This window comes from Paenibacillus hexagrammi (assembly GCF_021513275.1).
GTDB lineage: Bacteria > Bacillota > Bacilli > Paenibacillales > NBRC-103111 > Paenibacillus_E > Paenibacillus_E hexagrammi.
This window is the reverse complement of sequence record NZ_CP090978.1, coordinates 4087002-4109434: the sequence shown is the minus strand read 5'-3', so window position 1 is coordinate 4109434 and position 22433 is coordinate 4087002. Positions and strand designations below refer to the sequence as shown.

Below are 22433 nucleotides of genomic sequence, written 5' to 3'. Positions count from 1 at the left end.
ACATATTTGGAGGGGTAGATGTGCGAAAGAAGCTCATGATTGGTCTGTTAACTTCGGCTGTTCTATGGAGTACGTTCTCAGCTGCTGGAGCTGCAGGCCGTTCCATCACCATTGAGGCTGTCGGAACCAAATCGGCTGGTTCAAGCATACTAGTTAAAGGTATGCCTATGACCAGTGATGTGCTGGTCCAAGTGTTTCGGCCTAATCAATCCTTGATGTTAACAGATCTACTGACAGCAGCGGAGTATGAAACGGGTAAAGCTTATACGCTGCCAGCAGATGCGGCGGCTGGAACATATTCGGTTATTGCCGGTATGGGAGATACGACGGCGAAGACTACGTTTCAAGTGCAATCGGGGCAGGTAACGGAACCGGGCGGTTCCAACTCGGGAGGCTCCTCTTCATCACCAGGATCGTCATCGAATACGTCCGGGCAAACTCCAAGCGCTGGCAAGGGTCAGCCGAAACGAGTGACAGCAGATGAAATTGCCAAACAGCTCACCCCGATGCCAAACGGCAGCGGAGGTAAGCTGCTTCGTTTAGAAGCCAATGAATTAGGAATACAATTTCCGGCGGATGCGATCCGTGCAATTGGCAATGTTCAAGTTGAAGTGCATCAAGGAAATGTGCAGGTCGGAATTCCGCAGGCTGTTTTGACACAGCTTACTCAACTAGTGTCTGCTGAAGCATTAAGTAAAGCGCAGATTGCTTTGAATATGTCTGCTTTGGATAGTAAGGATGTATCCAAGCTTCTGGACGAGGGCTCGAAACGAAGTAAAGCCGTTGTAAAAGCTGCCGGTGAAGTTTATGAATTCTCCTTATCCATTCTCACTGAAGACGGAAAGGTTTCGAATCTAAGTGCCTTTACTGAACCGTTAAAGCTGCGTCTTACGTACGACTCTAACTCAAGCAAGGATCTGCTTGGCGTATATCATGTTGCGGATAACGGAGAACTTGAGTACATAGGCGGTCACATTGAGGGCGCTGATTTCGTAACGGACGTTAGCCATTTTAGTAAATATGCCGTACTGGAATATGCCAAAACATTTGATGATGTTCCAGCTTCGTATTGGGCTAATAAGGTGATTCAAACGATGGCTGCCAAGCATTGGATTAACGGCGTGACGGACACGGAATTTGCTCCGGAAAATAAAGTGACAAGGGCTGAGTTTGCGGCGATTCTTGTGCGCGCTCTTGAGCTGAAGGAAGCGGCAAACGCTCGTTTTACAGATGTAGAAGATTCCGCCTGGTACGCTCCCTATATAAGCGCCGCATCGGACAAAGGACTGATCAACGGTCGCTCACAGACTGAGTTTGCCCCGAATGAACTGGTGACACGTGAAGAAATGGCCGTCATGATCATGCGCGCTTATCGCTATCTAGAGCTAACAACATCTCAAGACTCTGGACATGCATCGTTTAGCGATCAAAGCTCAGTTAGCAGTTGGGCTGTTTCTGATGTGGATCAAGCATATGCTGTGGGTTTAATCAACGGTATGGATGAAGGAGTGTTCTTGCCTCAAGGAGCGGCGACGAGAGCGCAAAGCGCCCAAGTGATCTACAAGCTGCTGCAAGCTCGTTAAAAACAATCGACTCTATGCGTAGATATGCGCAGGGGTCGATTTTTATTTTGAAAGAATGCTTGATACCCTTTGATAGTTATGTGCAAAAACTGAAATGATGACAAATAACAATGAAAAATATTATAAAAAAATTAATTTAAAAATATAAGAAAAATTAAATAAAACTGTTTACTTTGTGCTTTTCGATAACTATAATTACAACTGTAAGCGCATTCAGATTGGTTTGGAAGGGGGATGGTGATGTCGCATAAGTACCCATGAACAGAAATAATTGTTGAAGTTGCGAGTATCCATGATCCGAACTGATCGTTGATGTGGCAAACAGTTTGAAGTGTTAATCTAAATTTTTATGAAAGAGGTGTTTATGTAATGTTGATCTTCCAACAGGATAAGGCAATAAAAATACTTATCACAATGGTCATGATTGTATGTATGCTTGTCTATTTGCTTCCTGCTCGGGCCTCTGCTGCCGACATCAATTTGGCTTATGGGAGACCCGTAACCGTTTCTTCTACGGAATCAGGGTACCCAGGCTCCAATGCGGTTGATGCCAACGGTAATACGAGATGGTCATCCAGCTATGCGGATAATCAAAATTTCATCGTAGACCTAGGGTCAACACAAACGGTATCAAGTGTTCTCATCAAATGGGAAGTAGCTTATGCATCTCAGTTTCAGATTCAAACCTCAACGGATAACGTAACGTGGACGACAAGATATGAGAACTACAGTGCAACAGGAGGAACGAGTTCTATTAGTTTCCCTGCTGTGAGTGCCAGATATGTGAAAATGTACGGAATTAAGCGTGCAACTTCATATGGCTTCTCGATTTGGGAATTTGAGGTTTACGGGGGTGCTGCATCCATGAACGAAATTGGGGTTCTGGATTACTTGAAAGGTACAGGTCGAAGCGGCACTGTCATCGGAGAGCATAATCGAGAGCCGAACTCAACTCCTGCTAAGTACACGAACGCCATCATAGGAATTACCGGTAAAACTCCAGCTCTATGGAGCGGTGATTTTCTGTTCTCCTCTAGCGATGTCAGCAACAGGCAGACGATGATCGATGAAGCGAAGAGACAGTGGGCGAATGGGGCTATCGTACAGCTGATGATGCATGTCACACCTCCAACGCAATCGGAGCCAGGTAATTGGGATGGCGGGGTAGTAAGTAAGCTGACAGATGCGCAGTGGACTTCGCTGATTACGAATGGAGGCACGCTTAACATAGCATGGAAAAAGCGTCTGGATACGTATGCCTCTTACATTCAACAATTGAAAGATAGTCATGTAACCGTTCTCTTCCGGCCGTTCCATGAGATGAATCAAGGTGTATTCTGGTGGGCGGGAAGACCCGGAACGAATGGAACTGCCGCTCTGTATCGATTGACCCACGACTATATGGTAAATACGAAAGGGTTAACGAATATTGTTTGGGTATGGGATATGCAAGATTTGGAGAGCTCGGATAAGTTCGTCTCAACATGGAGTTCCTACAATCCAGGAAGCGCATACTGGGACATTTTCGCGCTGGACATTTATAACGGTGATTTTTTTACAACGGCCAAATATAATGCAGCATTAAGCGTCGCTGGCGGTAAGCCGATTGCGATCGGCGAATGTGCGAAATTGCCTAGTCCGAGCGTTCTGACAAATCAGCCTAAATGGGCGTTCGCTATGGGGTGGGCCGAGTGGGTGTACGATCCGATCCAGGGCGTAGAGTACAATACAGATGATGAAATTAGGTCTGTCTATAATGCTTCCAATGTCATTACGAAAGATGAATTGCCAAAGCTGAAATAGTTCAAGAGGTCTTGATCCTACTCCAAGCTGCCGCACATCAGATAACCTCCTGAACCTCAAGTGATTGAGTCAGGGGGGTTATTTGGTAAAGGAGGTAATGACGTCCGCGATACATGTATCAAGCATCCAGAGGGCAATGATCAAGCGGGAATTGCTGGTGGAAAATATGGAGGAGGGAAAAAATGACATTTTCACAATTCGGGTATCAAGGTTTTAGGAAGGCTGTCTACATCATGTTGACGCTGGTTTTGTTGTTCACAAGCATTTCATTCATAGGGCCTGAATCGTCTTCAGCTGCTCAGGTCAATCTGGCTCTTGGAAAGGCTGTGACAGTATCTTCGAGTGAATCGGCGAGCTATTCGGGAAATAATGCTGTGGATGGTAATACGGAAACAAGGTGGTCCTCGGCATTCGCTGATCCGCAATATATGATTGTTGACCTCGGTGCAAACCGTTCGATTTCCAGTGTCGTGTTGCGGTGGGAAGCCGCTTATGCCAAGCAATTTCAAATCCAGACTTCTAACGATAACGTAAACTGGACGACAGTTTATTCCAATTACTCCGGTACTGGCGGCACGAATACAATTACGTTCTCAGCGAACGCTAGATACGTGAAAATGTATGCTTTTCAGCGGGCTACTGCGTATGGTTATTCCCTGTATGAATTTGAAATCTATGGTGACGATGGCGCTATGCAGTCCAATCTTGCCCTAGGTAAAACAGTGACAGCGACCACAACGGAGAATTCGTCTTATCCGGCGTCTAATGCGGTAGATGGCAATGGCAGCACAAGGTGGGCATCCTCGTATGCAGACCAGCAAAATTTTACCGTTGACCTGGGTTCCGTACAATCTGTGTCCAGTGTTGTCTTGCAGTGGGAGGCTGCTTATGCGAAGCAATTCCAAATTCAAACCTCTGTGGACCGTGTTACATGGACGACTGTCTATTCCAACTACAATGGAGCCGGAGGGAGAAATGTCATTACTTTTAGCGCAACAAGCGCGAGGTATGTGAAGGCTTATTTGATCCAAAGGGCGACAGCTTACGGATTTTCATTGTATGAGTTCGAGATATACGGCGGTTCACCCCCAGCGGCTGGCAATACGAAGCAGCAAGTTCTTGATTATTTGAATGGAATTTCCGGTAAGCAGACGATTGTTGGCATTGAAAATAAAGATGCGGCTAACCCGACAAGCGATACGGCAAGCATACAGTCCATCACTGGGAAAACACCAGCTCTGTGGGGAGGGGACTTTGGATTTGGCAGTTATGCGATCAATAATAGAACCAACACAATTGACGAAGCGAAAAGGCAATTTAACCAAGGAGCTGTTGTTACGCTCATGTATCACGCATGTTCTCCAACCCGAGACGAGTACTGCAGTTGGGATGATATAGGTGGGGCAAATCCCGCTAAGCTCAGCGATGCGCAGTTTAAAGACCTGACAACTCCAGGCACAACACTATACAAGAATTGGATCAGTCGACTGGATACGTTGTCGGGCTATCTTCAGGATTTGAAAGATTCAGGTGTTGTCGTACTATTCCGTCCGCTCCATGAAATGAATCAATGCGTGTTCTGGTGGTCTTGCCATAAAGGTCCTAACGGCAGCGCTAAGCTTTATCAAATTACCCATGATTATTTAACCAATCAAAAAGGACTGGATAACCTCATATGGGTATGGAATGTTCAGGATTTTTCCAATCTCAGCACGGAAGTTGATTCCTATAATCCGGGATCGGCGTACTTCGATATAGCTTCACTAGACGTGTACAACACCGGATATACGCAAAATAATTACAACACGATGCTTAGAGTGTCAGGCGGTAAAATGATTGCGATCGGGGAGTGTCAATTCATGCCGACATCATCCTTGCTTGCTTCGCAGAATAAGTGGGTATATTGCATGCTGTGGCCGGATTTCATTGATCAAAACAAAACCACACTGCCAGCACTGTATCGTGCATCCAATGTGCTGACACTAGATGAAATGCCGGGATGGTAATCTGTAAAGAAACGTAATTGAGAAAATGCTAACCGCAGCCTATTTGCTGCTGGTTGGCATTTTTTCTGTGAAGATAGAATTTCCCTAGGCTGTATGAGGGGGAAATGAGCTCGAAAAATAATATATTATGTTGAATAAATTTAAATTTAAATTTAATTAAAAGTTTAAAAAAACTTATTTACAATATGGGTTATATTGGATATAATCAATTTGAAAACGCATACAAATCAGTCCTGATAACTACATACCAACGCGGTTGCTCACCATCGAATGGTTTGGTTCCGCATAATTAAAGGAGGCGTCTGTATGAAAAGTAAAAAAAGAAAATTGATCGTTCCTGTTATGGCCGGTGTGATGTTGGTAGGGGCAGCATGCTCTAATCAAGCGGGGAGCTTTACTAGCAACCCGACGACGAGTCCGACGGCTAATAACGAAGCAAGCCCTTCGGCTAATTCGCAAAAGGAAACGTCCAAGGAACCTTTGAAGCTTACGATTGATTTGATGGGTGGACCCAAGACTCCGGATTCATGGGCGGAGAAAGCTTTGGAAGAAAAGTTGGCGGAGAAGTTGAACCGGAAGGTGGATATCGCTCCTGTCTATTTGCCTGACTGGTCAGAGATGAATACGAAGATTAACTTGTTGATGAGCGCTAAAGATACTCGTCCGAACGTTCTCTGGACAGGAGAAACCAAAGAATTTTCCAAGTGGCTGAAAGCGGGCCTCGTTCAAGATTTAACACCGTCCTTGCAAAAATACGGGAAAGAAATTCTAAATTACTACACGAAAGATACACTGTTCTATCAATGGGATGCTAGCGGTAAATTAGTAAGACTTCCAGGGGATGTTCCTGAAGCTAGTTACATGACCACGATTTTGCGTAAAGATTGGATGGATAAACTTGGTTTGCAAACACCGAAGACATTGGATGAATATGTTAGTGTCCTAAGAGCATTCACGAATAATGATCCGGATGGTAATGGACAAAAAGATACGTATGGTTTTTCTGGCGATAATTTCTACCGGAGCTTGACGCCTTTCTTTTATGCGTACGGCGTGGATGTAGAGAATTTCATCAAACAAGATGACGGGACGATTAAGTTTGGTTCTACGATGCCAGAAGTAAAAGAGGCTCTGCAGCTTCTCGCTCAATTGTACAAGGAAGGTGTTATCGATCCTCGTATGGCGAATGCGGCGAATCAATCCAATCAGAAGGTCGACGAAATTTATACGTCTGGAAAAGTGGGTTCTTTCTACCGTTTCATCGATTACTTTAACCCGGGTACACCGGCGGCGATATCTTTTAAGAAAGCGAACCCGCAAGGTGAAGTTATGTCGATTGATCCGGTTAAAGGGCCAAGTGGATTTAGCTCAGATCTGCCGGACCCGAATGTTGGCTGGTGCTTTCTTGTGGTAACGGATACAGGAAAAGCCGACGATGCTGTACAGGTACTGAATACGATTGCTATGCCTGAAGTGAATACACTGATTAAATTCGGTAAAGAAGGCGAACATTACGCCATCGAGAACGGTCAGTATGTCAGCAAAGTAACGCCCGATGAAGGAAACAAGCTGGGGTTGGGGAACTTTGACTGGATTATTCAGCGGAAGGATGCTGCCAACATTAAGAACACGCCAGAGGTGACGAAGATGTTCCAACACAACATCGATACCTCCAAGCCGATGAGAGACAAAATTGTTGTGTTCAAAGCGATTGATCGTCCGGCGTGGGATAAGTACATGACAGATATTAAAAAGCTGCGTGAGGAAACATTCTGGGGCATTATTACCGGTAAGCTGCCGGTATCGGCGTTTGATGATTTCGTAGCAAAATACGAAAAAATGGGCGGAAAACAAGTGGATGAGGAAGCCAATCAATTGTACAAAACACAAGTCGAAGAATACAAAGCGTATGATGCTTGGTATGAGAAGAACATCGTGCCTTATAAATAAGAGGTGTATATATGGAAACATCCATGGAAACGAGAAGCATAAGTAGAACAAAGCTGGAGCGCAAGTCGAGCGTCTGGAAGAGAGTTCATCGGGATCGATATTTGTATTTGCTGCTATTGCCAGGAATACTGATGATTCTCTTGTTTCGGTACGTTCCCATGTACGGCATCATTATTGCATTTCAAGATTACAATATATTTACTGGAATGAGCGGCAGCGAATGGGTTGATTGGACCAATTCGTGCGTCTGTTCCAGTCACCCGATTTCTACGAGATCTTAAGGAATACGTTTATCATCAGTTTGTACAAATTAATAGCTGGCTTCTCCGTCCCGATTTTTTTGTCGCTGCTGCTGAATGAACTTAAGCATATGGTGTTCAAACGTATTACGCAGTCTGTGATTTACATGCCTCATTTTGTCTCATGGGTTATTTTCTCGGGTATCGTGGTGACATTCTTGAATCCCGTCGATGGTATGGTGAATGTGATGATCAAGGGCACAGGAGGAAGTCCTATCGATTTTCTCAATGATGCATCCTACTTCCGCTCCATTTTGGTTGCCAGTGATTTGTATAAGGAAGTTGGCTGGGGAACGATCATTTATTTGGCGGCTATGGCGGGGGTTAATCCGGAATTGTACGAGGCAGCGAGGATGGACGGCGCTAACAAGGCTAGACAAATGTGGCATGTAACGCTGCCTGCGATCAGACCCGTTATTATCATTCTGGTCATTCTTAGTTTAGCGAATATATTGGAAGCCGGATTTCAACAAATCTACTTGATGTACAGCCCGCTTGTCTATGATGTGGCGGATATCATTGACACTTATGTGTTCCGTGTAGGCATTCAGGATGCGGATTATAGTTATGCGACTGCGGCTGGAGTATTCAAATCATTTGTTGCAATGGTGCTGATCATTTCGGCCAATCAAATCGTAAAAAAATGCGGCCAAGAAGGGCTCTGGTAGGAGGTGATGCAGGTGGTCGGAATTTCCAAAGGAGAGCGTGTCTTTATCGCAAGCAACTACACGTTCTTCATCGTGCTCATGCTGGTGATGATTTATCCGTTCTGGTATATCGTCATGGGCTCGCTAAGCGACCCCACGATGATTACGGGAGGGTTGTTTCTGAAGCCTTCCGGCTTCTCCCTGGCTTCCTATCGGGCTGTGCTCCATAATGTTTCGATCTTGTCCGGGTTCGAAGTCACCCTCATTTCAACGATAGGCGGAGTCGTGATTGGCACGTTCCTAACGGCAACGACAGCATATGCGATCTCTAAAAAACGGCTGTTTGGCCAAAAGTTTTTCTCCATGATGATTCTTTTCACGATGCTTTTCAGCGGCGGTTTAATTCCTTCTTATTTACTAATCAAAGGATTGGGGCTGCTTGACTCGTACTGGGCACTCATATTGCCGAATGCACTGGGCGCGTGGAACATTTTTGTGATGCTAAGCTTCTTCAGGGGGATTCCTGATGAGCTGGAAGAATCAGCGAAAATAGATGGTGCGGGAGATCTAACGGTTTTTTTTCGAATCGTCCTGCCGCTGTCCAAAGCAGTTATTGCCACGATTTCCTTATTCATTGCGGTGTGGTACTGGAACGATTTTTTCAGCTCCGTGATTTACGTATCGGAAAAAGATATGTGGCAGCTGCAGATGGTGCTGAAGGATTTGATCAGCAATACTTCCTCAGCTATTCAGCAAGCTGGAGTTGCTATCGGATTTCAGACAGAAGTGAACGGATTTACAATTAAAATGGCTTCGATTATCGTTTCGAGTATTCCGATTCTGATTGTGTACCCGTTCTTGCAGAAGCATTTTGTGAAAGGCGCTTTGATCGGTTCTGTAAAGGGTTAACGAATAGGCCTTGCTCTTATAAAAGGGGCAAGGTTTTTCTTTCGGGCTATGAAGGAGAGCAATTATTGCCCTAAATGAGTTCAATAAACGGGAAGTATTTGCCTAATATCGGCCTTATAATGGGAGACAACACCACTTGGAATGAGTGAAACCAAGCGGGATGATGGAGGTGTGACGAAAGAGATTGAACGTATGGTTATCGATTGAGATTGTGGGGGCCATGTTTATTGCAGGTTTGTTTCTTGGTTTCGTTGGTGCAGGGGGCTCGGGATTTATCATTTCGATTTTAACGGCTATTTTTGGATTTCCCATCCATACGGCGCTGGGGACGGCTTTGGCTGCCATGTTGTTTTCCTCCGCATCGGGCACGATCAGTCATTATCGGGAAGGTAATATGGTGTGGCGGACTGGAATTGCTATCGGGCTGTTTGGCGCTGCAGGAGCGTGGGTCTGCACTCAGTTTGCGGCACATATTGATGAACACCGATTGCAGCTGATGACAGCAAGCATCTTGTATGTCTCTGCATTCGTCTTATGGATCCGTATGTTTCTGGCGAAGCGGAGTAGGGAGCTAGAAGAAGTTATGGCGGTAGAAGGAGTGTCATTCTGGCTGCGAGCCATGGTCATTGGCATCATTTGCGGCGCCTTGTCTGGATTGTTCGGAATCGGCTCGACACCGTTCATTCAAATTGGATTGATGACACTTATGCGAATGACGGTTAGCCAAGCAGCGGGAACGACGATGCTCGTGATCATTCCTATCGCACTTTCTGGCGGAGTGGGCTTCTATGGATCAGGTCATTTGGATTTGACCGTTTTAGCGGAAGTCTTGATTGGGATTATGGCGGGCTCGTATGTGGGAGCCAAATTTACGAACCGTGTGCCAAGCCGGTATTTGAAGACAGCGATGGTTGTTATTCCTGTGCTTGGAGCAACGTTATTGCTGATTAAATAAAGAGGAGAGGTTTTCATGGCATTTATGCAGGTAGAATTTTTCTCGGAAGTGTTAGGGTTGTCGAGTTCTATTGATGTCATTGTACCGCAGCGGGCGCAGGGGCAGGTTGGAATTACTAACGGAGCCTTTGAACCGCCATATCCAGTGTTATATCTGCTGCATGGAGGTTCGGACAATCACACGAATTGGCGGAGGAATACCTCGATCGAAAGGTACGTCTCGTCTTTAGGTCTGGTCGTTGTGATGCCAGCCGTACAATATAGCTTTTATTCGAATCAAAAATATGGCTTCAATTATTTTACCTATTTATCCGAGGAATTGCCGAGAATTGTTCAGGATTTTTTTCATGTCTCGGGAAAGCGCGAGGATACGTTTGCAGCGGGACTCTCGATGGGGGGTACGGGGCGTTTAAGCTGGGTATCACTTGCCCGGAGAAATTTGCAGCTGTTGCTAGTTTATCGGGCAGCATTGATCAGAGGAGCAGACTCACAGACAATCCTAACATCGGGAATCCAGTCATGCTGCAGATGGCGAGACATACTTTCGGTTCCTACGAAGAGTATGACAAAAGTGACAACGATTTGGAATGGTTATTGGAAAAACGCATAAGCGCTGGTGTCGAACTGCCTAAGTTTTATCAAGCATGTGGGACGAATGACCATAACTATGAGATCAATGTAAATTTTCAACATCGATTTAGGGATCAGCTAGACCTAACCTATCTGGAGGCTCCCGGGCGTGGACATGAATGGGAATTCTGGGATGAGTACATTCAGCGAGTGTTGGAATGGCTGCCTATAAGGAGGCGGTAGCCTATGAGGATAGGCGTGTTGTGTGGGGATAACTGGCACCCGGCGATAACGGTTATAGAGGGTCTACGACCACTTGAACCTCGAGGATTTCAATTTGAGTTTATAGTGGATACGGCAGACTGGAAATCTGATGTACTAGAGCAGTATTCGGCCGTGATTCTTAGTAAATCCAATCGCAGGTCTCCTGAGGATGCGGAGCCATGGCTGACCGAAGAGATACAAATGGATTTTGATCGGTATGTAGCAAAGGGTGGAGGCTTGCTGGTGATCCATTCCGGAACAGTGGGTTATGCGAATGAAAAGTGCTTTCGCGAGCTTGTTGGCGGCGTGTTTACTCAGCATCCCGAAGCAGGTTGGGTGACGCTGGAGTATGCGGAAGACACATCTTGGTTTGGCAATGAATATCCGCCATTTAAGATTTTTGATGAACATTACTTTGTTAACATGTTCGATGAACAGGCAGAGATCTTCATGACATCCTCATCGCAGTCGGGCAAGCAGCCGGCAGGTTGGATCAAGCGGCATGGGCGGGGACAAGTATGTGTGTTGACACCGGGACATTACCTCGAGGTTTGGTTGAATCCTCATTATCAGCGAACAATTGAAAGCGCTTTGACAAAGGTTGCGCGCAAGGGGCAACAAGCTGATTAGAAAGGGTGAGCTTAGGGATGAGTCAAGCAGCAGTTGTAATGGGAGCAGATGATGCATTCGGCAGCAGCTTATGTAGGCAATTACTAAGTGAAGGCTGGATCGTTTTCGGTGGTAGTATGGGGCGGTCATCTTTCCTAATTGAATCGATAGTCCATGATTACCCGGGAAATTTCCACCTTTTGTTCATAGACCCTGGATCAATTCAATCATTCCAAGTAGCAGTTGAGCAGGTAGCATCGAAAGTTCGCCATGTCGATCTGTTAGTCAGTAACATCCGGGAAGCGGAACAGGCTGATTCCTTAGAGGATTTGAATTTTGATGAAGCGCTTCGTTCTTATGACATTCATGCTCTAGGACCGATTCGTTATATAGAAGCCTTTCTTCCATTAACTGACGTGCAAGACGGACTAAAGCGGCTGGTCTTCGTTTCTGATGAGGCGGGAAGTATGGCGATGAAGAGAAACGGCGGCTCAATTGGGTCGAGTATGGCAATGACGGGGCTGCATATGGCAATCATGATTATGTGTAATCATTTGAGTAAAGAGGGTTATACATTCCGCATTTATGTTCCATCTAGCGTTCCAAGCCGACTTGGAGACGGGGCTGGTCCTACTAAAGGAAACAAACAGTTGGCACTTCGTGCATATGAACTGTTCACAGCTAGCAGGGACGATGAAAGCCGATTAACTATCCATGGATCAATGGGGGAAGAATGGCCCTTTTAAATCGCGTACTAGAGAGGGGGAGCTGAAGTGCAAACCGCATTCGTAACGGGAGCTGACCGGGGATTAGGACTTTCCATCGTTAAGCTATTCGCACAAAAGGGTTGGCGAGTATTCGCCGGGAGTTATCTCTCCGATTGGCTGGAACTGGGAGAGCTGGTCCATACTTTTCCTGGTCAAGTGACGATCGTAGAGCTAGATATTGCTTCGGATCAATCTGTGAAACATTCCGTGGAACACGTGGGAAGTCTAGTAGATTGTGTTGATGTCATCGTAAACAACGCCGGCGTATCCACGCATTTGAAGGATTCGAATATCCAGGGCAAGCAAGATTACACTGATCTATTGAGGTTGTACAATGTCAATGCTCTCGGCATGTTGAGAGTCACGAAAGCCTACCTCCCGCTAACGGCGTCAAGCAACCTCAAACGGTTATGCTTTGTTTCTTCTGAAGCGGGCAGCATTAGCGCGTGCGAGTGGGAGGCCTGGTACGGGTACTGTATGTCGAAAGCCTCGATGAACATGGGGGTCAACTTATTATTTCATACGTTAAGACCACAGGGCTACACATTTCGATTGTTTCATCCTGGTTGGATGAAGTCGTATATGTCGGGTGTCCGCAACGAGCAAGCACAGCTAGAGCCTGATGTAGTTGCAGCTTCCGCGATTTCTTATTTTATACAGCCTAGATGTGCTGTTCAAAATGGAGTTACAGATGAGGACCGGCTGGTCATGCGTGATTGGAGAGGGCGTGAGTGGCCATGGTAGGGGGCGGCTGGCAGAAGGATCTCGCGAAGAATAAATACTTATACATGCTTCTGCTTCCAGGTATCCTTTACTTCGTTATTTTCAAATATGTGCCGATGTGGGGAGTAACGATTGCTTTTCAGGATTTTAATATGTTTAAAGGGTACTGGAACAGTCCTTGGGTAGGACTTGATCATTTCACCGCTCTTTTCAAGGGCGTAGATTTTGGGCAAAAATTTTGGAATACTCTTATGATTAGTCTGCTAAAACTGGTCTTTGGATTTCCGGTTCCGATCGTACTCGCGCTATTGCTGAATGAATTGAGGCTTGTCACATTCAAAAAGGTGACGCAAACGATTCTTTACCTGCCCCATTTTGTTTCGTGGGTCGTCTTATCAGGCATTATGGTTGTTTTCCTAAATCCGGGTGACGGTCTTATCAACGGAATCATTCAATGGTTTGGCGGAACGTCCATTGATTTTCTCAACAGTACGGAATGGTTTCGAACCGTGCTTGTAGTTTCGGATATCTACAAAGGAGCGGGGTGGGGCACAGTCGTATATTTGGCCGCTATTTCGAATGTAGACCCTCAATTATATGAAGCAGCTACGATGGATGGGGCCTCGACTTGGCAAAAAATGTGGAGAATTACTTTACCGTCGATCAAAAGTGTGATCATCGTTCTAGGTATCTTGAGTCTGGGCGGCATTATGAGCGCCGGATTTGAACAAATTTTACTGCTTTATAATCCGATCGTGTATCCCGTTGGAGATGTAATCGACACCTATGTGTATCGCCGGGGGATCATCAGTGCGGACTACAGCTTGGCCATGGCTGCCGACGTATTCAAATCGCTGATTGCACTCATCTTGATCTCGGGAACGAATTGGCTGGCTAAGCGATTTGGAGAAGAAGCGGTGTGGTAAAAGGAGGCATAGCATGTATTCAGGATTAAAAGAATCGCTGCCTACAAAATGGTTTCATACTGCGAATATCGTACTCATGGTCGTACTTATGATTATGATGCTGTACCCGTTCTGGCATATCTTGATGTACTCCTTAAGCGATCCGAAATTCGCTTCAACAGGAGGAGTTCTTCCTGTGGCCAAGGCATCTTACCTGGACGACCTATACAATCGTCCTCGCGAATCCATCCATTGCGACGGGCTTTAAAGTGTCCATCATCGTTACTGCTACAGGTTCTTTGCTGGGCATGCTGATGACAGCTATGATGGCTTATCCTTTGAGTAAAAATATGCTGAGAGGTAAAACTTTTTTCACCTTGATGATCTTTTTTACGATGCTCTTTGGCGGAGGGATGATTCCAAATTATATTTTGATCAAGAATCTGCATTTATTTAATACTCTACCTGCATTGATTTTACCTGGTCTTATATCGGCTTGGAACTTTTTTATCATGAGGAACTTTTTTGCAGCACTGCCTGAAAGTTTGGAAGAATCAGCTAGAATCGATGGCGCAACGGATATACGCATCTTTTTCCAGATTATTCTTCCTTTATCCAAAGCTGTCTTGGCTACGATCGTTCTCTTTATGGCGGTAGGCTACTGGAATGATTTCTTTTCCTCGGTTTTGTACATGGTAGACAAAGATAAATGGTCCCTTCAGGCCGTACTTCGGCAAATTATTGGGCAAACCTCATCGGCCATGTCTCAGGCTGGGGTCGATATTTCAACAGAGAGTGAAGTATCTTCACAATCGATAGTAATGGCATCTATTATCGTAGCAACTACGCCGATCTTGCTGGTATATCCGTTCCTGCAAAAGTATTTTATGAAAGGCGTGTTAGTGGGTTCGTTGAAAGGCTGATCACGGAAGAAGCATAGGGGAGGTCAACAGGATGAAAAAATATCTAGTTATACAAATATCGTTGATGCTTGCTGCCGGAGTGATGGTGACGGGATGTGCGGAGCAGCAGCCGCAGGATCAAGGCAAGGAGTCGACTGATTCGGGCAAGCCGCTAGAAATGTCCATTACACTTCCCCCTGGGAGTCCGCAAACGACAGATACTGTGATGGAGAAAAAATTGAATGAAGTGCTGAACACGAAGTTAAGCCTACTTCCTCTAGGCGGTTGGCAGGATGCTTCGACCAAATTGAATTTATTGATGAGTCAGCCGGATACCATGCCTGATTTGCTATGGCGCTCCGGAATGGAGAAAGAGTACCAGCAGTGGATTAAAAATGATCAGCTTGTTGATTTGGTTCCTTATATGCAGAAATATGGTAAAAATTTATTGAATTACTACAGTAAAGAAACGCTATGGTCCTCCTATCAAGATGGCAAGCTTTATTCGGTGCCTGGGGATGTATCGGAAGCGAGCAGCAAAACACTGTATGTCAGGAAAGATTGGTTGGACAAATTGGGGCTGCCTGTTCCCAAAACGATGGATGAGTTCTTGAGCACAGTCAAGGCATTCACGGAACAGGATCCAGATGGCAATGGGAAGAAGGATACCTTTGGATTAGCAACATGGAAAGGCTTCCCGCATGAGCCGCTTTACGTATTTGAGCAAGCATATGGTCTGAAAGCCGATAACTTTATCATCCAAGATGATGGTTCCATTAAGTTGGGGGCAGTCATGCCGCAAATGAAACAGGCGCTCGCACTCATGAAAGACTTGTATGAGAACGGTTATATCGATAAAGGAGCTTCGCAAAAAGAGCAAAACGAAGTGATCGCACAGGGGAAAACGGGATTTTATTACAGCTATATCGATCAAGTGAATCCGGCAAACCCGACTTTAGTAGCATTCAAAGCGAATAATCCTACGGGCGAATTCTTGCCGATTGATCTGCCGAAAGGGCCAGATGGATTTAGCTCAGACTGGCCGGAATCGCTTGGAGGCTGGTGCTATAACTCGATTACGACACATGCCAAAGATCCTGCAAGAGTGTTCCAGGTGCTCGACAAGATGAATTCGCCGGAAGTGTTTAAATTAAGAAAGTTTGGGATCGAAGGTGAGCATTATAAGGTTGAAAACGGGAAGTTCAGCACGCTAATCGATCCCAAGGAAGCTCCTAAGATTGGTTTGTCGCTGCTGATTTGGTTCGGCGATCGCAAGGATGAGAACAACATTAAGAATACAGAGCAGGCCACAGCTCTTTATAAAAAACGGATCGAGACTTCCAGTCCGCTTCGCAGCAAAATCTATTGGCCGAAGTCGACCGATCGTCCAGCTTGGAGCCAATATGGCGCAGATCTGAATACTTTAATGGATCAGACATTTAACCAAATTATTTACGGTGGCAAAAGCTTAGACACCTTTGATACCTTTGTCAAAGACTGGTACGCGAAAGGAGGAAGAGAAGTGGAGGCGGAAGTTAACCAGCTTTATGTGAAAGAGAAGAAGGAATATGACGAATGGTCCAAGTTCTATGATGAGAAGCTACTGCCGTATAAATAAGTGGATTTGAAGCCGGTTTCTTGAAAAGGGAGCGGCTTTTTGCTTAAGGAGATGATGCAATGGACTATACGTACAAAGTCATTGAGCTGCAGGAAGGGCTGCCCATCCGGCTTGTTCTCCATAAAAAGCCAAGCTACAGCTATCATTGGCATAAAGAATTTGAAATCTTTTTTGTCCTTCAGGGCGAGGTCCATATTCAAACCACTCAGCAGCGGTATTTCGTCAAAAAACATGACATATTGCTGATGAATTGTAATGAAATTCATGCCTCTAATTATGTGGGAAGTCATAATTTGATCTTGATCATTCAGCTCGATCTATCTTTTTGTAAGCAATTCGGGGTTGATTTCACACAATTGCACATTCATCGTGATGAATTAAGTCAAGCTTATCATCGTGAAACTACTCGTGAATTAAAAAAAATACTCATACGAATGGTCGGTGAAATGACAAGTAAGGAAGTTGGTTTTCAACATGAAGTTATGGCCTGTATTCACCATTTTATAACCTTGCTGTTGCGGAAAGTGCCGTATTCCAAGCTGGTTAATAAAACCGATACCATATCTGAACAGGATTTATCTAGACTCAATCGGATTCTGGTTTATATGAATGAAAATTATAAAGAACAAATCTCACTTAAGGATTTCTCGAAAGATGAGTTTCTTAGCTTCTATTATCTTTCCCACTTTTTCAAGAAAAAAGTGGGGTTGACCTTCTCTGAATGCTTAAACCAAATTCGAATTCAAAAGGCGGTGGAATGCATGCTTGTCAACCCTTCAGAGAATATGATCGATATCGCCCATAGCGTTGGTTTTCCTAATGTCAAATCATTCAATAGGAGCTTCAAAGACAAGTACCAAATGACACCATACCAGTATAAGAAGATGTTAGTTCATGCAGATGGGGTGAAACGAAATCTTTGGATGGAATCCTATGAAGCATGGGGGAATATTGAAGTTAATCATTCGATCGTACTGGATATGCTGAAAGAGGCAGCCTCGAGAAGTAGTCTATTGTGAACTGACGAAATGCTTGCGCTGCCATAGAGAGATAACGATCCTTCATCCAGTGCAGCTCGATCCTACGTGTGCATTCAGGATGTTTCACATGAAGCAAAACAACAGAAGAGTCTGTGGTGCCTTTCCAGGTGATTGCAGGTACGAACGCGACACCTTGACCTGCCCGAATCAATCCGCGCACGGTAGCAGGATCGTCACTTTCAAAAATAATACGAGGCTTGAATCCGGCAAGCGCACACAAGGCATCTGTTGTCTCACGCAAACTGCTTCCTTGTTTTAAAGTGATAAATCCATCCTCTGCAAACTGGGAGAGATGCACACTTTTTTGGGAAGCAAGCGGATGTGTATCAGGTACCGCGAGAAAAATCTCTTCCTTCAGCAGCTCTTTTTTTCAGTTCCGCTTGGCCCTACTAGAGATGAAGTGATACAAAAGTCGAATTTCGCTTGAGTTGGATTTCTATCATGCTGCAAGAGATGGAAGGTCACCTCTGGATGACGGTCACGGAACTCTTTTAACAAATCAGGCATCAATTGAGAGGCTACGTCAAAACTTACGTGGAGCGTCCCAGACGTTTGTCCGCTAATATCTTCCAGTTCCTTCCGTCCATCTTCCAATGCGCCCAGAGCAATGTCTACGTATTTCAAAAAAACTGCTCCATGGTTATTCAGCTTGATGTGCTTCCCTTCCCGATCAAAAAGCTTTACGCCAAGGTCTTTCTCCAAGGTAACGATCATTTTACTTAGAGCCGGTTGTGAGATATGCAGTTCGGCCGCAGATTTCGTTATATTCTCTGTCCGGGCTGTGTGTCTAAAGTATTTGAGCTGAGATAATTCCATAGTCCACCTCTATATATGTATTTGGTTATATATTTTATATACATTTATATATTTTACACTATATATGACTCGGTAATAAAATGAAATAGCAAGGAAGTATAGGTTCGTTCAAGAAAGGACGTGTCCAAGTGGTAGTTTCCATTAGCGATGGACAAATGGAGGGCATACAAGAGAATGGTCTGCATATTTTCAAAGGCATTCCATATGCCCGCCCGCCGGTAAAGGAGTTAAGATTCAAGGCGCCTAAACCGGTTATACCATGGGAAGGCATTCGGGATGCGAAGAAGTTTGGCGGCATAGCTCCACAAGCTATACTGCCTGAATGGCCAATCGCAGAAGAGCAGTCAGAAGATTGCTTATATTTGAACATATGGACGCCTGCCTGTGACGATCATAAACGCCCTGTTGTGGTTTGGATCCATGGAGGAGCTTTTGTTATGGGAGCCGGGTCCGAGTATGATTGCGCCGTATTCGCTGAGAAGGGGATCGTTAGTGTAACGATCAATTATAGACTGGGCGCGTTAGGTTTTTTGGAATTAGGCGATGTATTGGGTGATGAATATAGAGGCTCCGGTAATTGCGGATTGATGGACATTATCGCAGCTTTGCGTTGGGTTCAACAGTATATTTCCAGCTTTGGGGGAGATCCTGCTCGGGTTACGGTTATGGGGCAATCGGCTGGAGCCAAATTGGCTTCTACGCTTCTTTGCGTCCCAGAGGCAAAAGGTTTATTTCACAGGGCCATCATTCAGAGCGGAGGAGTCCAATCGATCAGAGACTTGGGCACGGCATCCACAATTACCGGTCGGTTTCTTGAAGCTTTGAATCTCTCCAAAGAACAAGGGAATATGCTCTTGGAGTTACCGTTTTCCGAGCTAATAAAGGCACAGTCGAGTTTCGATGGAGGAGCAACCGGACTTCATAAGTTTGGACCTGTGATTGACGGTAAAACGATTGTAAGACCACCACTAGAATCTATTCGAATGGGTGAAGCGAATGTAGTTCCAGTGTTAATCGGATCCAATAAGGATGAGGCTCTAGCTACGATTCAGATTGAGGGTTTAAGCATAATGGAGAAATCTAACGTTCAAGCCTTATTTGGGAAAAATGGTTTAGAAGTTACTCAAGCCTATGAGGAAGCTTGCCTTCAAAAAACGCGGGAACAAGCTGCGGTTGAAACATTAACGAACTACCTGTATGGATACGCAGTCGTTCAACTTGCAGAAGCTCTCGCAGCTAAGCATGTTCCTGTTTGGCTGTACCGATTTGATTATAGCAAAGGTGCGATGGGGGCGGTCCATAGCGCTGAGATGCCATTGATTTGGAAGCTGCCGATGAGTCCTCTAGAGAGTGAGCGATTAGTTGATCGCATGCATCAAGCATGGGTTTCTTTCATGAGCTTCGCGAATCCGGAAGCGGACGATGTGCATTGGAGCAAGTTTGATCTTGTGGAGCGTAAGGCAATGGTTTTTGATGATGAGTGTCAGTTGATTAGTAGTCAGCCTATAAAAGACGTTCCTTCTCAGGTTTTCATCCTGTGAGATGGCATGGAGGTTATGAATGTGGTGGAACATGTACAAGTAGAACACAAATGGACGAAAAGGCGAGATGAAAAAAATCGCCGTATGAGCTTAGTGAAACCATGGTTGCGAGGTTCTATTCTGCAGGCGGAGCTTATCGTGGATGCCATGGAAGTGTTGATATCTTCAGGTGATAGAGTTGCCCTTGAAGGCAACAATCAAAAGCAAGCGACATTTCTTTCCGGCGCCCTCTCCAAACTGGATCCCCATAAAGTCAACAACCTGCATATGCTCATAAGCAGCATTTCCCGACCTGAACATCTCGACATTTTTGAAAAAGGAATAGCGCGTAAATTGGACTTTGCCTATGCAGGACCCCAAAGCTTACGAATTGCTCAAATGATGGAAGATGGCTTGATTGAAGTGGGCGCCATACATACCTATCTCGAATTGTACGGCCGGATGTTTATTGATTTAATTCCGAATATCGCCTTGGTTGCTGCGGACAAAGCGGATCATGCTGGTAATCTATATACCGGACCCAATACGGAGGAGACACCGACACTTGTTGAGGCGACGGCTTTTTCCAATGGAATCGTCATCGTACAGGTCAATGAAATCGTGGGCGAGTTACCCCGAGTAGACATTCCCGCATCTTGGGTAGATGTCATCGTTGTAGCGGAGAAACCCTATCAGCTCGAAGCTTTGTTTACGCGAGATCCAAGGCAAATTTCGGAGACGCAGATCCTGATGGCGATGATGGCGATACGAGGGGTGTATGAGCGGCATCAGGTGATGTCGTTAAACCATGGGATCGGATTTAATACCGCGGCTATCGAGCTATTGCTTCCTACTTATGGAGAGAGCCTTGGCCTTAGGGGGAAAATTTGCAAGCATTGGGCACTAAATCCGCATCCTACCCTTATCCCTGCTATAGAGAGCGGTTGGGTAGAGAGTATTCACTGTTTTGGTGGAGAAGTAGGAATGGAGGCGTATATTGCAGCAAGACCGGATATCTTCTTCACAGGAAAAGACGGAAGCCTCCGTTCTAACCGAGCTTATTGTCAAATGGCTGGGATGTACGGTGTTGATTTGTTTATTGGGTCGACACTTCAGATGGATGAGGAAGGCAACTCATCGACCGTGACATCGGGCAGACTGGCAGGATTCGGAGGAGCGCCCAATATGGGCAGCGATCCTCGTGGGCGTAGGCATTCATCTGCGGCCTGGCTGGACATGATTTCCGAAGAGGGACCGATCGTCCGTGGAAAAAAGCTGGTTGTTCAAATGTTTGAAACCTTTCAAAAAGGAGACCAGTCCACATTTGTCGAGTCCTTGGATGCTATCGCAGTTGGCCGTGAAGCCAAGCTTCCGACAGCCCCCGTTATGATTTATGGCGATGACGTGACGCACGTCATTACAGAGGAAGGGATCGCCAATTTATACAAGGCCCGAAATCTGGAGGAACGCAAGCGATCCTTGGCTGCCATCGCGGGGGTCACACCTCTAGGCAGGAATCATAATCTTGCACTTAACGAGCAGTTAAGGAAAGACGGTCTGATCGCCTTTCCGGAGGATTTAGGGATTCGCCGGACAGAGGCTAAGCGATCCTTGCTTGCGGCTAAAAGTATGGAAGAACTTGTGGAATGGTCAGATGGACTGTATCAGCCACCTGGTAAATTTCGCAGCTGGTAGGTGAATACCGTGATATGGAAGAGTGCCGAACAATGCGGACTATGCCTGGGAGATCTGGCTGTAGCCGCACTTATAGACGAAGTGAAGTTGACTCCAAAGCCAGGCTTAGTGGACTTGCAATCTCCCGGCAGTCATACGGATATGCATGCAGGACTTATGATAGCTTCGGCTGACTCTCTGCGCAGCAGCTTCGAGGCCATGGGCAGTACGGCTTATGGCAGAGAGCCGAATCAAGAACTGCGTGAGACGCTTGCCTGCATCGGACGAACCGGGGAACAGAGCATGCTGCTGACAACCGGAGGCATCAATACGCACCGTGGCGCCATTTGGGCATTAGGGTTACTCATCGCGGGGGCAGCCATTTGCGGGAGTGGAGAAGCTCCGGAGCAAATTGCAGAAGCTGCAGGTACGCTAGCTCGGTTTCCTGACCGCACAGCACCAATATCAACTTCCAACGGAATCATGGCTATGCAAAAGTATGGAGTGAAAGGTGCCCGCGGAGAAGCAATGAATGGATTTCCACACGTTGTTCAGGTCGGACTCCCCGTGCTGCGAGACTCCCGCAGGAGCAACATGAGTGAAAACCATGCACGATTACAAGCGCTGCTTGCCATCATGGCGAATTTAGATGATACCTGTATCATTCATCGAGGCGGTATGGAAACGTTACTGGTTGTACAGCAGGGTACACAAAAAGTGCTTGAGCTCGGAGGGGCGTCTTCCATTGCCGGATGGGAAGCATTAGAGCGATTAAACAAAGACCTCGTTTTAAGGCATGTATCCCCTGGCGGAAGTGCAGATTTACTAGCAGCAACCCTGTTTCTAGATCGTCTATCGATCCTATCGTGATCAG

21 protein-coding genes are annotated in these 22433 nt (G+C 45.7%); 19 read left to right on the top strand and 2 right to left on the bottom strand.

The annotated features are described in order from the left end of the window. Nucleotides 1-20: 20 nt before the first annotated feature. The 16 genes from L0M14_RS18715 to L0M14_RS18640 all read left to right on the top strand — a co-directional run bounded on the left by L0M14_RS18715 (nt 21) and on the right by L0M14_RS18640 (nt 17528). A complete protein-coding gene (locus tag L0M14_RS18715; protein WP_235118138.1) occupies nt 21-1583 on the top strand; it encodes an S-layer homology domain-containing protein in 1563 nt (520 codons plus the stop codon). Between the two features lie 369 nt (nt 1584-1952). Further along, on the top strand, nt 1953-3386 hold the full coding sequence (locus tag L0M14_RS18710; RefSeq protein WP_235118137.1) for a glycosyl hydrolase: 1434 nt from the start codon (nt 1953-1955) through the stop codon (nt 3384-3386). Between the two features lie 182 nt (nt 3387-3568). Continuing rightward, a complete protein-coding gene (locus L0M14_RS18705; RefSeq protein WP_235118136.1) occupies nt 3569-5392 on the top strand; it encodes a galactose-binding domain-containing protein in 1824 nt (607 codons plus the stop codon). Between the two features lie 306 nt (nt 5393-5698). Beyond that, complete coding sequence (locus L0M14_RS18700) at nt 5699-7342, top strand: extracellular solute-binding protein (protein WP_235118135.1); 1644 nt, start codon at nt 5699-5701, stop codon at nt 7340-7342. Between the two features lie 229 nt (nt 7343-7571). Continuing rightward, a complete protein-coding gene (locus L0M14_RS18695; protein ID WP_311198736.1) occupies nt 7572-8309 on the top strand; it encodes an ABC transporter permease in 738 nt (245 codons plus the stop codon). 12 nt (nt 8310-8321) lie between these two features. Then, nucleotides 8322-9197 carry a carbohydrate ABC transporter permease gene (locus L0M14_RS18690; protein WP_235118134.1) on the top strand — a complete coding sequence of 292 codons (876 nt, stop codon included), beginning with the start codon at nt 8322-8324 and terminating at the stop codon, nt 9195-9197. Nucleotides 9198-9417: 220 nt separating this feature from the next. Next, nucleotides 9418-10152 (top strand): sulfite exporter TauE/SafE family protein, encoded by a 735-nt coding sequence (locus tag L0M14_RS18685; RefSeq protein ID WP_235122960.1) that lies wholly within the window; start codon nt 9418-9420, stop codon nt 10150-10152. A 15-nt stretch (nt 10153-10167) separates the two neighbouring features. Further along, complete coding sequence (locus L0M14_RS18680) at nt 10168-10761, top strand: alpha/beta hydrolase (protein ID WP_235118133.1); 594 nt, start codon at nt 10168-10170, stop codon at nt 10759-10761. 206 nt (nt 10762-10967) lie between these two features. Further along, nucleotides 10968-11615, top strand: a complete 648-nt coding sequence (locus L0M14_RS18675) for a ThuA domain-containing protein (RefSeq protein WP_235118132.1) — start codon at nt 10968-10970, stop codon at nt 11613-11615. Nucleotides 11616-11632: 17 nt separating this feature from the next. Next, nucleotides 11633-12340: an SDR family NAD(P)-dependent oxidoreductase gene (locus L0M14_RS18670; RefSeq protein ID WP_235118131.1), complete on the top strand. Its 708-nt coding sequence runs from the start codon at nt 11633-11635 to the stop codon at nt 12338-12340. Nucleotides 12341-12367: 27 nt separating this feature from the next. After that, complete coding sequence (locus L0M14_RS18665) at nt 12368-13105, top strand: SDR family NAD(P)-dependent oxidoreductase (RefSeq protein WP_235118130.1); 738 nt, start codon at nt 12368-12370, stop codon at nt 13103-13105. Further along, on the top strand, nt 13099-14010 hold the full coding sequence (locus L0M14_RS18660) for an ABC transporter permease (RefSeq protein WP_235122959.1): 912 nt from the start codon (nt 13099-13101) through the stop codon (nt 14008-14010). The genes L0M14_RS18665 and L0M14_RS18660 overlap by 7 nt, the downstream gene beginning before the upstream one ends. A 13-nt stretch (nt 14011-14023) precedes the next feature. Continuing rightward, the gene (locus L0M14_RS18655) at nt 14024-14257 is read left to right on the top strand and encodes a hypothetical protein (protein ID WP_235118129.1); all 234 of its coding nucleotides are present in this window, start codon (nt 14024-14026) and stop codon (nt 14255-14257) included. A 1-nt stretch (nt 14258) separates the two neighbouring features. Beyond that, nucleotides 14259-14912: a carbohydrate ABC transporter permease gene (locus L0M14_RS18650; RefSeq protein WP_235118128.1), complete on the top strand. Its 654-nt coding sequence runs from the start codon at nt 14259-14261 to the stop codon at nt 14910-14912. A 31-nt stretch (nt 14913-14943) separates the two neighbouring features. Further along, nucleotides 14944-16509, top strand: coding sequence for a type 2 periplasmic-binding domain-containing protein (locus tag L0M14_RS18645; protein WP_235118127.1), 1566 nt, complete (start codon nt 14944-14946; stop codon nt 16507-16509). Between the two features lie 59 nt (nt 16510-16568). Next, complete coding sequence (locus L0M14_RS18640; RefSeq protein WP_235118126.1) at nt 16569-17528, top strand: helix-turn-helix transcriptional regulator; 960 nt, start codon at nt 16569-16571, stop codon at nt 17526-17528. Here L0M14_RS18640 and L0M14_RS18635 read toward each other — a convergent pair. Both L0M14_RS18635 and L0M14_RS18630 read right to left on the bottom strand, forming a co-directional pair. After that, nucleotides 17467-17895, bottom strand: a complete 429-nt coding sequence (locus L0M14_RS18635; RefSeq protein ID WP_235122958.1) for a LysR substrate-binding domain-containing protein — start codon at nt 17893-17895, stop codon at nt 17467-17469. The genes L0M14_RS18640 and L0M14_RS18635 overlap by 62 nt on opposite strands. An 8-nt stretch (nt 17896-17903) precedes the next feature. Further along, nucleotides 17904-18365 (bottom strand): LysR family transcriptional regulator, encoded by a 462-nt coding sequence (locus L0M14_RS18630; protein WP_235118125.1) that lies wholly within the window; start codon nt 18363-18365, stop codon nt 17904-17906. A gap of 128 nt (nt 18366-18493) precedes the next feature. Between L0M14_RS18630 and L0M14_RS18625 the strand changes: the two genes are divergently transcribed. From L0M14_RS18625 to L0M14_RS18615, 3 genes are read left to right on the top strand one after another with little or no spacing between them, the layout of a single operon-like run. Next, a complete protein-coding gene (locus L0M14_RS18625; RefSeq protein ID WP_235118124.1) occupies nt 18494-19906 on the top strand; it encodes a carboxylesterase/lipase family protein in 1413 nt (470 codons plus the stop codon). A gap of 15 nt (nt 19907-19921) precedes the next feature. Further along, nucleotides 19922-21580 (top strand): malonate decarboxylase subunit alpha, encoded by a 1659-nt coding sequence (gene mdcA / locus L0M14_RS18620; protein ID WP_235118123.1) that lies wholly within the window; start codon nt 19922-19924, stop codon nt 21578-21580. 9 nt (nt 21581-21589) lie between these two features. Beyond that, nucleotides 21590-22429: a triphosphoribosyl-dephospho-CoA synthase gene (locus L0M14_RS18615; protein ID WP_235118122.1), complete on the top strand. Its 840-nt coding sequence runs from the start codon at nt 21590-21592 to the stop codon at nt 22427-22429. Nucleotides 22430-22433: the final 4 nt, after the last annotated feature.